Genomic DNA, 13,984 nt, shown 5'->3' with positions numbered 1-13,984 from the left:
AGATGACATCGGTGTAGACCTCCGCCGCGCGCCGAAGTTATCGGCCCAGCCAAATAAGAGATGAGTTTGAGGATCGTGCCGCCTCTGTATAGGCGTACCGATTGCTTTCGCTTTGAGGAGGAAGTGGAGATGACGCAGGCCGGTTTCACGCGTTTCTTGATTGTCGGCGCTGGTGGAAGTCATGGGGCCACGGGCAACCATGTGGCGCGGCAGCTGCTCGCGCGGGGGCTCCCGGTTCGGGCGTTTGTTCGCCAGGTTGATGAACGGTCCGACGAGCTCAGGGAGCTCGGCGCAGAAATCGCTGTCGGCGATATTCGCGACTACGAAGCGGTGCGTGCTGGGCTGGATGGGGTGCAACGTGCGTACTTGACGTACCCGATTGCAGAGGGCCTTCTCGAGGCGACGGCCACCTTCGCCGCGGCGGGAAAGCACACGGGTTTGCAATCTTTGGTGAACATGTCCCAGATCACGGCTCGGCCGGATCACGCGAGCCCGGCCGCGCGCCAACATTGGTTGGCCGAGCGTGTGCTCGACTGGTCGGGGATCGGCGTCACACACCTGCGCCCTCCGTTCTTTCTGGAGAATCTGGTCATCTCCGCCGCCACCATTTGGACCGAAGGCAAGATTTATCTCCCGTACGGTCACGGACGGCATGCCCCCGTCGCGGAAGAAGACATCGCCCGTGTGGCCGTCGGTATCTTGACCAATCCTGGCAAGCACAGAGGCGAGACGTATGTGCCCACCGGCCCTGTGTCGTTGTCGATGACCCAGCAGGCGAACGTTTTACGCCGCGTGCTGGGCCGTTCGGTGGACTACGTGGACATCCCCGTCGAGCGCTGGCGGCAGATCCTATCCCAGCTCGACAGTATGTCGCCCTACTTGATCGAGCACCTTGCGGCTGTGGCCGTGAGCTACCAGCACGGTGAATTCGACGCGGTGACCCATGTCGTCGAAACGATTGGAGGCGCGCCGCCGCAGTCGTTGGAGGCGTTCATTCGCCAGCACCAAACCATGTTCGGGGTAGCGCAGGAGACTCATCGAAACAAGGGCCGATCACTGTGATCGGCGCGACTGGCCAGCAAGGCGGCGCTGTCGTCGGCGCCCTTCTGAAGCGGAGGGTCGCGATTCGCGCGGTCACTCGAAATCCGAACGGCGCCAAGGCTCGTACACTCGCGCAGCGCGGAGTCGAGGTCGAGTGGGCAGACCTTGAGGACGTCGATTCGGTGCGGGCGGCGTTTGACGGTGCTGCGGCGGCGTTCGCGATGACCACCCACGACGGGCCTGACGGCCCGAGGCGTGAGGTCGCCCACGGGCGGGTGATCGCGGCGGCCGCCGCCGAGGCCGCGTTGCCGTTCCTGGTTTACAGCTCGGTCGGCGGTGTTGAACGTGGCAGCGGTGTGGCTCATTTCGAAAGCAAGTATCACATTGAGGAACGTCTGCTCGAGGCCGTTCCGGTGACCTTTGTGCGGCCAACCTTCTTTATGGAGACGCTGCGCATGATGATCCGGCGCGACGGGGATCGCGTCGCTGTCGCGATGCCCTTGCCTGGAGACGTTGCGGTGCAGATGATTTCGGTGCGTGACATCGGCCGGGTGGCGGCAGCCGTTTTGGCAAAGGGCGACCCTGTGATGGCGCCGGTAGAGATCGCCGGTGACGAGCTGACCGGTGAGCAGATCGCCGAGCGAGTCGCCCACCGGCTCGGCTCGCCCACCACCTACATGCAACTGCCGCCGGATGTCCTGGGCGACGACGAGGACCTGAAGATGATGTTTGGCTGGTTGGCCCGCCTACCGGCTTATCAGGCAGATTTCGCGCGCACCCGCGAGCTGGTTGGCGATGTGGAGGACTTGTCGCGGTGGTTGGCGCGGGTGGACGGGCTGTGAGCGCAGAGCTGCTGCCGTGGAGTACCGAACCAGGACCACATTAGTTTTGCGGCGCGGGCTGCAGCATTCGCCCGGTGACGCGCGCCGAGAGCGAACCGGGTGTCAGCCGTCCGAATGTGGAAGTGAACCGATTGCGCCACCCGGGCACGACGACCGCGCGTCCCCGGTCCAGGGCGCGCAGGCCCGCGGCGACGACGGGTTCGGGCGCGGCGAGGTGTCGATAGACCGCGGTGTGCGAGACGTCGGATCCGAGCGCATCGACGAACCCGGTGCGGGTGGGGCCGGGGCAGAGCGCGGTCACGGTGACGCCCGATTTGCGGGTCTCGGCCCAAAGGGCCTGGCTAAGCGACAGCACGAACGCCTTCGATGCGCCGTAGGTGGCCTGGTACGGGCCGGGCTGAAATGCGATGGTAGAGGCCACATTCAGGATGCCCCCACGCCCACGTGCCAGCATTCCGGGGAGCACCGCATGGGTCAGCCGTACCAGCGCGTCGACGTTGACCGCGACCAGTTCATGCTCGCGCTGCTCGTCGACTTCGGCGAACGGGCCGTAGGTGCCGAACCCCGCGTTGTTGACCAGCACGTCGACGTCGCGGTTGCCGAGGTGGGCGATGAGGTCGTTGGTGCCTTTTTCGGTGCCGAGGTCGCCGACGACGAGTTCGGCATTCTGGTTGATTCGTTGCGCCACCGCCTTGAGGCGGTTTTCGTCCCGACCGGCGAGCACGAGGCTATGGCCGCGTTGTGCGAGCTGGTCGGCGAAGATGGCGCCCAGCCCGGAGCTGGCGCCGGTAATCACGGCGATCGACATTGCTAAACCCCTTGATATCGAATGGTTTTCGTGAGAGGCCGGACGGCTAAGGCGTGGCTGACGAGGCCGATCGCCGCGCCGAGGATGGGCCAGATCGGCCAGAAGTACGTTATCCCGGTCGCCGCCCAGACGGTGAGCGCAACGGCGGTCATCGCGAGGAAGGCGGCGAGGTGGATGCGCACGCCCGTGCGGGCCGCGGCTTTTCGGGCGGCGCGGCGACGGGGGTCGGCGCGCCGGATGCGATCGAGCGGCAGGTCGGCGACGAGTTGCTTGAGCTCCCCGGTGGTCTCCGTTTGGAACGCCTGTTGCACGCGCTGCTCGTACTCCTGCAGCGCGAGGTAGCCCTGAGCGAGCGCTTGCCCCAGGCGAGTGGCGGTGTTTTGCCGGTCACGGTCGCCGGCGCGAGCGATTGTGGTGGTCATGAGTCCGGTCCCTTCGGGGCATGTGAATAGCATTAACATAGTGGACAATGTTAATGTCGTCAACATGGCACGATCCAGCACCGCAGTGCGGCGGGACAGCTACCACCACGGCGACCTCAAAAGGGCGTTGACCAGCGCCGCGCTGTCGCTGGTGGCCGAGAAGGGGCCGAAGGGCTTCACGCTGACCGAGGCGGCGCGGCGCGCCGGCGTCAGCGCCGCGGCCCCGTACCGGCACTTCGCCGACAAGGCCGCGCTGCTGGCCACCGTCGCCGAACAGGGCTTCCGCGACCTGCACGCCGAGCTGGTCGCGGTCCCCGTGACGGACCCGAAGGCCCGGGTGATCGAACTCGGCCGCGCCTATGTGCGCTGGGCCGTCGCCCATCCGGATCACTACCGGGTCATGTTCGGCGCCGAGCTCTCAAAGACGGCGCACCCGAGCCTGGCCGTCGCGGGCGAGCAGGCGTTCGGCGACCTGCTCGACGCGATCGCCAGCTGCCAGGAAGCGGGGATCGTCGACGGTCAGGACGCGCGTTCTGTTGCCGCGCCCCTGTGGTCGCTGGTGCACGGCGTCGCCTCGCTTGCCATCGGCGGCGAACTGAGCGCGGTCGGCATCGAGCAAGACCCGGACGCCATGGTCGCGGGCGTGGTGGCCCGGGTGCTCGGCTAGGCCGCGTTGGCCTTCAGCTGCGCCGTGTACACCTCGGCCAGGAACTGTTCGACGGCGACCGCGGCGTGCGCCGCGCGGGCCGAGCCGAAGATGTCGAAAGCGTGCTGGGTGTAAGGCAATTCGGCGTACACGACGGGTTGGTTGCTGACTTCGCGCAGCTTCGTGGTGAACGCGCGCGCCTGCTCGACGAAGGCCAGCGAGTCGTTCTTGCCGTGCAGCACGAAAAACGGGGGAGCGTCGGCGTTTACGTGATGGATCGGCGACGCGGCGGCAAACGTCTCGAGATGCGTCGAGGGCCGTTGCTTGATAATCGATTTGATGAGCAGCCCGGGCATCATCGCGTGGACCGAGTCGTCGAGACGGGTGAAGTCATAGATCCCGTACAACGGCACCGCCGCCTGTACCCGGGTGTCGGCGTCCTCGAATCCGGGTTGGAACTGCGGGTCGTTGGGCGTCAGCGCCGCCAGCGACGACAGGTGCCCGCCGGCCGAACCGCCGGTGATGGCGATGAAGTCGGGGTTGCCGCCGTACTCGGGGATGTGTTGTTTGACCCAGGCGAGGGCGCGCTTGACGTCGACGATGTGGTCGGGCCAGGTGTTACGCGGGCTGTGCCGGTAGTTGATCGCCACGCAAATCCAACCCAGCTCCGCGAGGTGGCTCATCAACGGATGCGCTTGTCCCCGTTTGTTTCCCGTCGTCCAGGCGCCGCCGGGGATCTGGAAGAGCACGGGCGCCTGGCCGTTCGGGTCGAGGTCCGGACGTCGCCAAATGTCCAGGTGGTTGGCGCTGCCGTATTCGCCGTAGCTGATGTTGGAGTCGTGGGCGTAGTCGCGGTAGATCCGCAGCATCCGCAGCAGTCCGGGCGTCTTGGCGGTGCCGGCGCCTTTTGGCCGGCGCCACAGGTCGGCCGAGTCAGTCCGTCTTGCCGGTCCCAGGCCGTCGTCGAGCGCCTTGTTGAGCGGCACGTTGGCCTGGTGGCCGGCGCGACTCAAGTTCAGCAAGCCCAGCGCCGAGACGGCCGCGGTTAGCCATGCGATGGTTCGCACCGGCCGGTTCAGCCGGCGCGCCGTCAACGCCAGCCCACCGAGCTGGCTGGCCATCGTCTGCAGCGGCAACTCGGTGACGACCAGGCCGAAAAACCACGAGAACAGCGACGGGTAGCCTTTGCGCGCCAGCGGTCGGTAGGCGTTGAGGGTGGACGTCGCCGTTACCGCCGTGACCACCAGCGACGCGATTTGCCGGGCGTGGTGAATGAGTCGAGCCTTCTGCATTTCGTCACCTTACGAGGTGGTCAGAGCCCCGTAGACTGCGGGTTTGTGGGTGACGTCCCGCTCGACGCGCAAGAGCGCCTTGAGCTGTGCGGTCTTTTCGACGAACTCGGCCCGTCCGTTCCCACCCTGCTCGACGGGTGGACCGCCCACGATCTCGCCGCTCATCTTGTGTTGCGCGAACACGATCTCGTCGCCGGTCCATGCATGGTTCTGTCGGGTCCGTTCGAGCGGTTCGACGAGCGGCGTCGCGCCGGATTGGCCGGACGCTCGGACTTTGCGGAGCTCGTCGCGCGGATCCAGTCCGGCCCGCCCGTCGGGTTCTTCCGCATAGGGTGGGTGCGCGAGATGGCGAATCTCAACGAGTTCTTCGTCCACCACGAGGACGTGCGCAGGGCCAACGGGCTCGGGGTTCGTAGCCTTGGGCCTGCCATGGACGCCGGGCTGTGGCGAAACGTTCGGCGTGGCGGGCGCTTTCTGAGCCGGCGGCTTCGCGCGTACGGGCTCGAGGTCGAGTGGGCGGGGACCGGGGAGCGGGTGACGGTTCGATCCGGCTCGCCGACGGCGCGGCTCAGCGGGCCGCCGGGTGAACTGCTGTTGTATCTCTTTGGGCGCCAGGCCGCGGCGCAGGTCGAGGTGAGCGGGCCACCCGAGGCCGTTGCGGCGGTGCGTCGCACCCACTTTGGCATGTGACTCGGTGGCTGAGTGACATTGGCCACATCGGTCTCTCGAAGAGGCGGCACACTTTGCGCCCGCCTTATAGCGACAATTTGCCGCGGTAGGCCGAGAGGTGTTCGGTTGTCGCTGCGAGGCGGGCACATTGGATATCCCTTACTTCCTGTGACGCATGGGATTTGGGTCAGAGGAGGGCCGTTACTCGCCATAGGCTTGGTCAAACCCGCGCTTGCACTTTGGCGCTGCTGGCGCCATAATGGCGCCATGCCTAGCGTCCAGATCAAAGACGTTCCGGAGGACACCCACCGAGTTCTGCGCGAGCGGGCCGCCCGCGCGCATCAGTCCTTACAGGAATACCTTCGAAGCCGTCTGATCGATGAGGCGAATCAGCCCACTCTTGATGAGGTATTGGACCGCGTCGCCGGTCACCGTGGTGGCCGGATTTCCTTTAAAGCTGCCGTTGAGCACGTTCGGGCAGAACGTGATCGTCGTTGACGCGAGCGTTCTGGCTGTAGCACTGGGCGATGACGGGACAGATGGCCAAGAGGCCAGGCAGCGTTTAGCGGACGAGACGTTGGTCGCGCCCGAGCTCGTCGACCTCGAGGTGGTCTCGGTGTGGCGCCGGCATGTTGCCGCAACACGGATGTCCGCTCGAAGGGCCGCAAGTGCGGTCGCGGACCTCGCGGACCTGCCGCTGCGTCGGTCGTCGCATCAGCCAATGCTCCACCGCAGCTGGGAACTGCGGCGTTTTGTTACGCCTTATGACGCCGCGTACGTTGCGCTGGCCGAGGCCCTGGGTGTCGTGCTAGTCACCGCTGACGCACGTCTTTCACGTGCCTCGGGCGTGCATTGCCAGATCGAAGCCGTCGGCGGAGGCCGCTGATCCGGGCCCGCCGGGGCAGTTCGCTCTGCCGCAGCAGACATCACCAGCGATTCTGGCGCCGCGACGCGCGTTATCTGCACCCTTGATTCGGGAATCCTGGTACAGGCCAGCCGTCGAACGCAGCGAAAGGATGTCCAATTGTTCAGGTCGTATCGCCGCTCGCGGCTCGGTACCCGGTTCGGGCCCTACGAACTGCGATCACTGATCGGCGCGGGCGGAATGGGCGAGGTGTACCGGGCTTATGACACGCGTAAGGGTCGGATGGTCGCGCTCAAGCTCTTGCGCCCCGAGCTGGCTGCGGACCCGGGTTTCCAGCAGCGCTTTCGGCGAGAGTCCCAGCTGGCGGCGCGATTGCAGGAACCGCACGTCATCCCGGTGCACGACTTCGGCGAAATCGACGAGGTGCTCTTTATCGATATGCGCCTGGTCGACGGGGGCAGCCTGAAAGATCTGCTTCGCGAGCGGGGCGCGCTCGAACCCGGGCAGGCGGCGGCGATCACGGTGCAGGTGGCGGCCGCGCTGGACGCGGCCCACGCCGGCGGGCTGGTGCATCGCGACGTGAAGCCGGAGAACGTGCTGCTCACCCACGACAACTTCGCGTACCTGGTCGACTTCGGCCTCGCCCAGGCTCACGGCGATCCCAGCCTGACGGCGGGCGGACCGTTGATTGGGTCTTGCGCCTACATGGCGCCCGAACGATTCAACGGCGGCCCGGTGGGACCGCAGACCGACGTCTACTCGCTGGCGTGCGTGCTCTATGAGTGCCTCACCGGCCAACCGCCGTTCGAATATGCGGAGCTCCCGCAGTTGATCAGCGCGCACCTGTTCACGCCGGCGCCCCGGCCGAGCATCATGCGGCGGGGGATCGACAAGCCGTTCGACGACGTCATCGCGCGAGGAATGGCCAAGGAGCCTGCCGCCCGCTTCGCCTCCGCGGGTGAACTGGCCAGAGCGGCTTACGCGCTGACGCCATCGATCCCGCAGCCGACCCCGCCACCGGCCCCAACCGCGGCCCCTCCCAGCCCGCCGTCGGGCACGCGGCCTTTCTCGTCGGTCTACCCGAACCCCGACGACACTGGCTACAGCCCTTATCGGCCGCCCGCACCAAAGCCGCAGCGCCCCGCCGGCCCGGTTCTCGGCCGGGCTCCCGTCCTGCTGGCCGGGGCGGCGGTGGTCCTGCTGGTTGTCGCGGCGGTCATCGCGGCGACATTGGTTCTCTTCGGCGGTACGCGCAACAGTGCATCGCCCCAAACGCCGGCGGCGAGGCCCCCGGCACCGTCGACAACCAAGACGCCGTTGCTGTCACGGCCCGTCCAGGGCGCCGACGGCCTGGGCTTCGTCGGCCACACGGCGCGATGCAAGCCGGGAAACCCTCCTGCCGCGGTGGTGCGAACCGCCCAGTCACTTGCGGTGGTTTGTCAAACCGCACCAAGCAGTTTCTACTACCGGGGCGAGCGCATCCGGGATGGCGCCAACATCGAACTGACCGACGCGGTGCGCTCCTCGGGCGGATTCGACGTCACCAATCCGGACAACGGGGTTCGCTACGAGGTGCGTCCGGAACGGCTTCGGATCATCAGTAACGGGCATGTCGACTCGTCGGAGCCGGTGCTGCAATACGCTCAGGCTGTTTAAGGCGACTTAAGGTACTCCGAACAGAACATCGGGGTTGAGGATGCCGGCCGGATCGAAGCTGTGTTTGATGCGGCGCATGAGATCGACCTTGACCGGGTCTTCGAGCTTGAGGAAGTACGGGGTCTTGGCGTGGCCGAGGCCGTGTTCGCCGGAGATCGCGCCGCCCAATTCCATTGCAAGCGCGAAGATGTCGGTCATCAGCTGCTTCTTTTTCGACGGGTCCTTGCAGATGATGGCCAGGTGCACGTTGCCGTCGCCGGCGTGCCCGCAGCCCGCGGCGGCACCGCCGGCGGCCGTCGCCAGGCCACGCGCGGCGGCGAGGAACCTTGGCATCGCAGAGCGTGGCACCACGGTGTCGATGATGTCGTCGGCGCCGATCGCCTTGGCCGTCCAGAACGCCTTCTCGCGCGCCTCGATCAGCTTGCGCGCCGAAACCCCTTCGAGCACATAGGCGTCCACGGCGCCCAGCTCCACCACAAGTTCACCGGCGCGCTCGACGTCCTCGTCCAGCCGGTCCGCGGTGCGGTTCTCAAGCGCGACAACGAGATACGCCTGGCAGCTATCACGGATGTTGTCGGGGACGCCCAGCTCCAGGTTCTGGGTGTGGACCAGGGCGGCCATCGTCATGTTGTCGATGTATTCGAGGATGTAGGGCGCGAGTCCGCTGGCCAGGATCCTGGGCACCGCCTCCATCACCTGGTCGAAGTCGGCGAACGGGGCGAGCACGGTGGCGGCGTGGTCGAGCCGCGGGTGCAGCTTGACGATCACCTCGGTGGCCAGGGCCAGGGTTCCCTCGGAGCCGACGATGAGCTGGGTCAGGTCGTAGCCGGTGGACACTTTGGCGATCTTGCCGCCGGTGCGGATGATCTCGCCTGTCGGCAGCACCGCCTGCAGTCCGAGCACGTTGTGGCGGGCGATCCCGTACTTGACCGCGCGCATCCCGCCGGCGTTGGTGCCGACGTTGCCGCCCACGCTGGACGACAGCTCGCCCGGCTGGACCATGTAGGCCAGGCCGGAGTCGACGGTCGCGGCATCCAGCTCGGTCAGGGTAACCCCGGGTTGGACGACGGCGACCTGGTTGGTGGTGTCGACCTCTAGGACGGTGTTCATCCGTTCGAAGGAGATCAGCAGCCCGTCCTCGCGCGGGATCGCCGCGCCGGACAGGCCGCTGCCGGATCCGCGGGCCGTCACCGGGACTTTGTGTTCCGACGCGGCCTTCAGCAGCTGCGAAACGTCCTCTGCCGTGGCCGGTTTGGCGACATAAGCCGGCCGCTGCGGCGCCGTCGTCAACACCTCGTCGTGCCAGTAGTCCTCGGGGATCGCGTCGCCCGTCAGCAAGTTGTGCTCGCCGACGATTTCGGCGAACCGCGCCGAAGGCGTCACGGCTGCTCCAACAAGCGCTGCGGATGCAGGCCGTCGACGGCGCCGACGAACGGCGGATGGATGCTGTAGCCGATCATGCGTTGAATGTCATCGGAGACCGTTCGCGCGATGTCGCGCGGTATTGAGAGTGTGAACGCCTCCATCGGTCGCAGCCACGGTTGGCAGTATTGGGCCGTGACGGCAAGCCGCTCGTCGGCGGCCGTGTTGGCGCCGCCGCCGTGCCAAAGGGTTCCCACGAAAAAGACGCACGAGCCGGCAGGCATGACGACGGAGAGCGGGGGGTCGTCGGCGCTCGGCCGGCGCTTGCCCCAGCGGTGGCTGCGGGGATAGAGCACCGTGGCGCCGTTGTCGGCGGTGAAGTCGTCGATCGCCCAGATCGTCGCGGCGGCCAAGGGCGCCCGCGGCCGGGGAATGGGGTAGAACCCGTCGTCATGATGGGGCAGCTGCGCGGACTCTCCAGGTCGAATGTTGATGGCTTGCAACGCCGAAAGCAGGTAGTTGGGCATCAGCAGCCGATCGAGCACCGCCAGCACCCGCGGATGATCGACAAGCCGGTCGCACACGCGCGTCCTGCTCAGCACGCTGTAGATGCGCTGGGTGCGCCGCCCTTCAAAGGAGTTGCGTCCGGTATGCCCGAGCCAGGGGCCGACTTCATTGCGGATCTGCTGACACTCGTCCGCGCCCAGCAGGTTCTCCCAGATGACGTAGCCGTCGCGGTCGAGGGCCGCCATATCGGCGTCGACGATCGCGGGATCGACCGAGGCGGCGCTGCTCGTTGTCCACTTGTGCCGGCCCGCCAAGTCGCCCCTGAGGTCGTCCAGCGTCGTGACGGGCTCGTCATCGATGCTCATACGCAGACCCTGAACCCATCGTGACCGCTGGTCAAGTAATCCAGCTTTCAAATGACAGTGGCCCGACGGCGGGAGTTCGTGTCCAAGTAACGGGTGGTTACTCCTTCATGCCGGATGCTGGGCCATGCCGGATGCTGGGCGGTGTACCGATAGGGGAGGACAGCCGTGGGTGTCGCGATGGTCGCTCCCGGAGTCATCACCGAGCAGCACGAAACCGAGACAATCCACATCGCGTTTTCGGGGCGGTTCGGCTTCGGGATCGACCAGTGGGCGTACCTGCCGTTCGAGGTGCCGCTGGGCGTCCAGCGAATCCGGGTCAGCACGTCGCATGACCGCTTCGCGGTGGTCGGGGCGATCCGAAACGTGTTGGATCTTGGCATGTTTGGGCCGGCGGGCCACGACCTGGGCAATGCGGCCGGATTCCGGGGATGGTCCGGAGGGGCCCGCGACGGCTTTGTGATCTCCGCCGGCGATGCCACGCCGGGCTACCTTGCGGGCCGCATCGAGCCGGGCCTGTGGGCGGTCGCCCTCGGTCCGGTGGTCCTGAGCCCGTGGGGAATGGCATGGCAGGCGCGCGTCACCCTGGAACGCGGGCCGTCCGGCCCGGAAAGCGGCCCGTTGATCGCGTATCCGGCCCCGCCCGTCGGCCGCGCGGGCTGGTATCGCGGGGACCTGCACCTGCACACCGTTCATTCCGACGGCCAACGCCATCCGGGCGAGCTGGTGGCGGCCGCGCACGAAAGCGGGCTGGACTTCATCGTCTCCACCGACCACAACACCAACTCCGCCAACCGGGTGTGGCCGGCGTGTCGCACCGGCGGGTTGTTGGTGATCCCCGGCGAGGAGGTCACCACCAGGCACGGGCACTGGCTCGCCGTCGGCCTGCCGCCGCACGCCTGGGTCGACTGGCGATACGCGCCGCGCGACGGGGTGTTCCCGCGCTTCGCCGGCGAGGTTCGGGAGGCCGGAGGCCTGGTGATCGCGGCGCATCCCGCCGCGCCGGTGCCGGGGTCGTTGTGGGAGTTCGGCTTTGACCACGTCGACGGGCTCGAGGTGTGGAACGGCCGGTGGAACCTCGACGACGAAGTGTCGATGCGCATTTGGCAGCGCCTGCTGTGCGAGGGGCGGCGCGTCGTGGCGGTCGGTGGCAGTGACTCCCATGCGCATCGCCAGCAGGTCGGTTCGCCGCAGACCGCCGTGTACGCGGTCGAGCTCTCGGCGCCGGCGCTGCTCGACGGGTTGCGCCGCGGCCGTTCGTACATCGCCCGATCACGTGCTGTCACAGTGGAACTCACCGCGTCCTGCTCGGGCCGTGGCGCCGGTCCCGGCGAGATGCTGCGGGTGCCACCCGAGACGCCGGTCACCGTCACCGCTATGGTCACCGGGGCTGCGGGAACGAACGCCGCGCTCATCACCGCGGAGGGGTGCGTCGGCCGGGCGACGGTGCCCGGGCCGGCGCGGACCATGCTGCGGTGGGAATTCGACGCCACTTCCGCTCGCTTCGTGCGGCTGGAGATACGTGAGGCGCAGCGGCGCCCGCTCGGCGCGATGGTCGCGTTGACAAATCCGATATGGCTGGCGCGAACGCGGCGCTACCCTACGGCGATGATGGTCAAACTGTCGTGAATGCCCGCGAAATCGGCTTCATTGCGGGTAATGAGCGGGATGCCCAGCGAGACGGCTACCGCCGCAATGAGGAGATCGAAGCGTCGCGGCTTGGGGTCTCGGCCAACGGCTCGAACCGTGGCGCATAGCGCGCCGTAGATCCGAGCAGCGCTTGTATCGAACGGAATCGGATCAAAGGTGTTCATGATCCAGTGATAGCGCTGCTCACGGGCAGCGTTAAGGAGCGGATCGGCGGTGTGCAAGCCATACGACAGCTCGGCCAGTGTGATGGTGCTGACCGCGGCCGTGGACGCATGGGCGGCAACGGTCCTGGCCGGGTAGTCAATTACGACGGATGTGTCCAGTAATGCCCGCTCGTGCGGTCGGGTCATGTGGCGGGGGGCCACCTGTCGGCGTAACGGTCGTCGACGGCACTGTCGAGTTCTTCGAGCTCGTTAGTAAAGTGTGCAGTGTCCCAATCGGGGAGTTCGCTTGTGCCTGCGGCGATTTGCGCTACCGGGACGAAGCGCGGGGGTCGATCGGGTCCGGATTCGCCGTGCGGTAAGAGGTCTGCGACAGGGACGCCGTTTCGGGTGACTGTAAAGCGCTCACCCTGTTGCACGCGTCGCATGATCGCGCCGCTGTCGTTTCGCAGTTCCCGTTGACTAACCGGTGTCGCCATGTCAGCAAGCGTAGCACAAAAGTGCTACGCACTGTAGCGTCGATTACCGGATCGGCCTGCTTCAGGCGTCGATCCCCAGTACACGGCGAGAGCGCGCTCGATCTTGTGCATCGTGTCAGGTGCTACGGTGCCCAGCCGTTCTAATAAGCGGGTCCGGGCGACGGCGCCGATGCCACGGCAGACGGCGACGCTTTCGGTGTCGACGCCTTCGGCGGGCGAGACCTGTGGGCGCAAGGGCGCGCTGGCGCGCCAGCTCGATACCGGCACCACGACGACGAGTTCGTCCTCGATGCCGGCGACGGCGGGACGATCTTTTGCCGGGCTCGCCGGTGCGCGCGGCGCCGAGAGCGACCAGCCAGAGTTCGCCACGTCGCGGCTCAGGCTGGGTTGCCCGCTGCAGGCGACGACTCGGCGCTCACCAGGGGCGTGACGTGTCCCAGCTCTCTGCGGGGGTGAAGGTGACGGGCAGCTTGGCCAGGCCCGTCATGCTCGGATTGCCCAGGTATTGGTGGACGTTTTGGACGTCGACTTGGTAGTAGGGGATGCGGTCGAGCACCGCCTTGACCATGACCTCGGACATCAGGCGGGCCAGGTGCGATCCGATGCAGCGGTGCGGCCCGAGCCCGAAGGCGAGGTGGCGGTTGGGTGTTCGATCGAGGATGACTTCGTCGGGCCGGTCGAACTCGCGCTCGTCGTGGTTGGCGGAGAGCCAGCTGATGACGACGCGGTCGTTCTTGCGGAGGTGTTGGCCGTTGAGCTCGACGTCGCGGGTCACGGTGCGGCTCAGGGTTTGGTTGACCGAGAAGTAGCGCAGGAATTCGTCGGTGGCGGTGCGGTAGAGCTCCGGATGGTCGACGAGTTGTTGGCGCAGCTCCGGGTGGGTGCCCAGGTGCAGCAGGGTCAGCGCGGTGTGTGAGGTGGTGGTGTCGACGCCGCCGGCGATGAGGTTCCAGAGGATGTTGAGCAGCTGTTCATCGGTGAGGCGCTGGCCGTCGAATTCGAACTGGATGAGGAAGCTGGTCAGGTCGTCTTCCGGTTTGGCTCTTCTGGCCGCCGCGTAGTCGAGGACGCCTTGCATCATCGCGGGGACTTCGGCGATGGCTTCTAGGTACTCCGGGCTGTCTTGGGGACTGGCCAGGACGGAGTGGAAGAGGTTGGCGTAGAGGTGCCCGTTGTCGTAGGGAAGGCCCATCAGCTTCCTGGTGAGGATGGCCGGGACCGG

At 66.8% G+C, this 13,984-nt stretch carries 16 protein-coding genes; 7 read left to right on the top strand and 9 right to left on the bottom strand.

Going from position 1 to position 13,984, the window contains the following annotated elements; genetic code table 11:
- Positions 1-129: 129 nt before the first annotated feature.
- Together JWP83_RS05130 and JWP83_RS05125 are read left to right on the top strand one after the other, a co-directional pair.
- Positions 130-1,062, top strand: coding sequence for an NmrA family NAD(P)-binding protein (locus JWP83_RS05130; RefSeq protein WP_297726736.1), 933 nt, complete (start codon positions 130-132; stop codon positions 1,060-1,062).
- Positions 1,059-1,883, top strand: coding sequence for an NmrA family NAD(P)-binding protein (locus tag JWP83_RS05125; RefSeq protein ID WP_297726732.1), 825 nt, complete (start codon positions 1,059-1,061; stop codon positions 1,881-1,883). Before JWP83_RS05130 ends, JWP83_RS05125 begins: the two co-directional genes overlap by 4 nt.
- Before the next feature lie 40 nt (positions 1,884-1,923).
- Here the strand turns inward: JWP83_RS05125 and JWP83_RS05120 are convergent, their stop codons facing one another.
- On the bottom strand, positions 1,924-2,691 hold the full coding sequence (locus JWP83_RS05120; protein ID WP_297726729.1) for an SDR family oxidoreductase: 768 nt from the start codon (positions 2,689-2,691) through the stop codon (positions 1,924-1,926).
- 2 nt (positions 2,692-2,693) lie between these two features.
- Positions 2,694-3,113 (bottom strand): DUF1707 domain-containing protein, encoded by a 420-nt coding sequence (locus JWP83_RS05115; RefSeq protein WP_297726726.1) that lies wholly within the window; start codon positions 3,111-3,113, stop codon positions 2,694-2,696.
- 64 nt (positions 3,114-3,177) lie between these two features.
- On the opposite strand from JWP83_RS05115, the gene JWP83_RS05110 reads away from it, so the two are divergent.
- A complete protein-coding gene (locus JWP83_RS05110; RefSeq protein WP_297726738.1) occupies positions 3,178-3,780 on the top strand; it encodes a TetR/AcrR family transcriptional regulator in 603 nt (200 codons plus the stop codon).
- Here JWP83_RS05110 and JWP83_RS05105 read toward each other — a convergent pair.
- On the bottom strand, positions 3,777-5,051 hold the full coding sequence (locus JWP83_RS05105) for an alpha/beta hydrolase (RefSeq protein WP_297726723.1): 1,275 nt from the start codon (positions 5,049-5,051) through the stop codon (positions 3,777-3,779). The two genes, JWP83_RS05110 and JWP83_RS05105, sit on opposite strands and share 4 nt — an antisense overlap.
- A gap of 45 nt (positions 5,052-5,096) precedes the next feature.
- On the opposite strand from JWP83_RS05105, the gene JWP83_RS05100 reads away from it, so the two are divergent.
- The 3 genes from JWP83_RS05100 (at position 5,097) to JWP83_RS05090 (ending at position 8,241) form a co-directional block, all read left to right on the top strand.
- Positions 5,097-5,741, top strand: a complete 645-nt coding sequence (locus JWP83_RS05100; RefSeq protein ID WP_297726720.1) for a TIGR03085 family metal-binding protein — start codon at positions 5,097-5,099, stop codon at positions 5,739-5,741.
- A gap of 442 nt (positions 5,742-6,183) precedes the next feature.
- A complete protein-coding gene (locus JWP83_RS05095) occupies positions 6,184-6,606 on the top strand; it encodes a type II toxin-antitoxin system VapC family toxin (RefSeq protein WP_297726717.1) in 423 nt (140 codons plus the stop codon).
- A gap of 138 nt (positions 6,607-6,744) precedes the next feature.
- Positions 6,745-8,241 (top strand): serine/threonine-protein kinase, encoded by a 1,497-nt coding sequence (locus tag JWP83_RS05090; RefSeq protein ID WP_297726714.1) that lies wholly within the window; start codon positions 6,745-6,747, stop codon positions 8,239-8,241.
- Between the two features lie 6 nt (positions 8,242-8,247).
- On the opposite strand, the gene JWP83_RS05085 is transcribed toward JWP83_RS05090, so the two are convergent.
- Together JWP83_RS05085 and JWP83_RS05080 are read right to left on the bottom strand one after the other, a co-directional pair.
- The gene (locus JWP83_RS05085; RefSeq protein ID WP_297726711.1) at positions 8,248-9,624 is read right to left on the bottom strand and encodes an FAD-binding oxidoreductase; all 1,377 of its coding nucleotides are present in this window, start codon (positions 9,622-9,624) and stop codon (positions 8,248-8,250) included.
- Positions 9,621-10,475 (bottom strand): phytanoyl-CoA dioxygenase family protein, encoded by an 855-nt coding sequence (locus JWP83_RS05080; protein ID WP_297726708.1) that lies wholly within the window; start codon positions 10,473-10,475, stop codon positions 9,621-9,623. Before JWP83_RS05080 ends, JWP83_RS05085 begins: the two co-directional genes overlap by 4 nt.
- A gap of 177 nt (positions 10,476-10,652) precedes the next feature.
- On the opposite strand from JWP83_RS05080, the gene JWP83_RS05075 reads away from it, so the two are divergent.
- A complete protein-coding gene (locus tag JWP83_RS05075) occupies positions 10,653-12,101 on the top strand; it encodes a CehA/McbA family metallohydrolase (protein WP_297726705.1) in 1,449 nt (482 codons plus the stop codon).
- On the opposite strand, the gene JWP83_RS05070 is transcribed toward JWP83_RS05075, so the two are convergent.
- The 4 genes from JWP83_RS05070 to JWP83_RS05055 all read right to left on the bottom strand — a co-directional run.
- Entirely contained in the window at positions 12,068-12,472 is a 405-nt protein-coding gene (locus JWP83_RS05070; protein WP_297726702.1) for a type II toxin-antitoxin system VapC family toxin, read from the bottom strand. The two genes, JWP83_RS05075 and JWP83_RS05070, sit on opposite strands and share 34 nt — an antisense overlap.
- Positions 12,469-12,762: a type II toxin-antitoxin system Phd/YefM family antitoxin gene (locus JWP83_RS05065; RefSeq protein ID WP_297726699.1), complete on the bottom strand. Its 294-nt coding sequence runs from the start codon at positions 12,760-12,762 to the stop codon at positions 12,469-12,471. The genes JWP83_RS05070 and JWP83_RS05065 overlap by 4 nt, the downstream gene beginning before the upstream one ends.
- Before the next feature lie 24 nt (positions 12,763-12,786).
- On the bottom strand, positions 12,787-13,131 hold the full coding sequence (locus JWP83_RS05060) for a type II toxin-antitoxin system PemK/MazF family toxin (protein ID WP_297726696.1): 345 nt from the start codon (positions 13,129-13,131) through the stop codon (positions 12,787-12,789).
- Between the two features lie 46 nt (positions 13,132-13,177).
- A partial coding sequence (locus JWP83_RS05055) for a cytochrome P450 (protein ID WP_297726693.1) occupies positions 13,178-13,984 on the bottom strand: 807 nt, incomplete at its 5' end.

It is taken from the genome of Mycobacterium sp., from assembly GCF_025965855.1.
GTDB lineage: Bacteria > Actinomycetota > Actinomycetes > Mycobacteriales > Mycobacteriaceae > Mycobacterium.
The sequence above is the reverse complement of the archived record's forward strand: the minus strand, read 5'-3'. Positions and strand labels throughout refer to the sequence as shown.

Bases quoted from the DNA above. Each gene is read 5' to 3' on its own strand.
- JWP83_RS05130 (WP_297726736.1), top strand. From the start codon at position 130: ATGACGCAGGCCGGTTTCACGCGTTTCTTGATTGTCGGCGCTGGTGGA.
- JWP83_RS05075 (WP_297726705.1), top strand. From the start codon at position 10,653: ATGGTCGCTCCCGGAGTCATCACCGAGCAGCACGAAACCGAGACAATC.
- JWP83_RS05065 (WP_297726699.1), bottom strand. From the start codon at position 12,762: ATGGCGACACCGGTTAGTCAACGGGAACTGCGAAACGACAGCGGCGCG.
- JWP83_RS05080 (WP_297726708.1), bottom strand. From the start codon at position 10,475: ATGAGCATCGATGACGAGCCCGTCACGACGCTGGACGACCTCAGGGGC.
- JWP83_RS05070 (WP_297726702.1), bottom strand. From the start codon at position 12,472: ATGACCCGACCGCACGAGCGGGCATTACTGGACACATCCGTCGTAATT.
- JWP83_RS05120 (WP_297726729.1), bottom strand. From the start codon at position 2,691: ATGTCGATCGCCGTGATTACCGGCGCCAGCTCCGGGCTGGGCGCCATC.
- JWP83_RS05105 (WP_297726723.1), bottom strand. From the start codon at position 5,051: ATGCAGAAGGCTCGACTCATTCACCACGCCCGGCAAATCGCGTCGCTG.
- JWP83_RS05110 (WP_297726738.1), top strand. From the start codon at position 3,178: ATGGCACGATCCAGCACCGCAGTGCGGCGGGACAGCTACCACCACGGC.
- JWP83_RS05115 (WP_297726726.1), bottom strand. From the start codon at position 3,113: ATGACCACCACAATCGCTCGCGCCGGCGACCGTGACCGGCAAAACACC.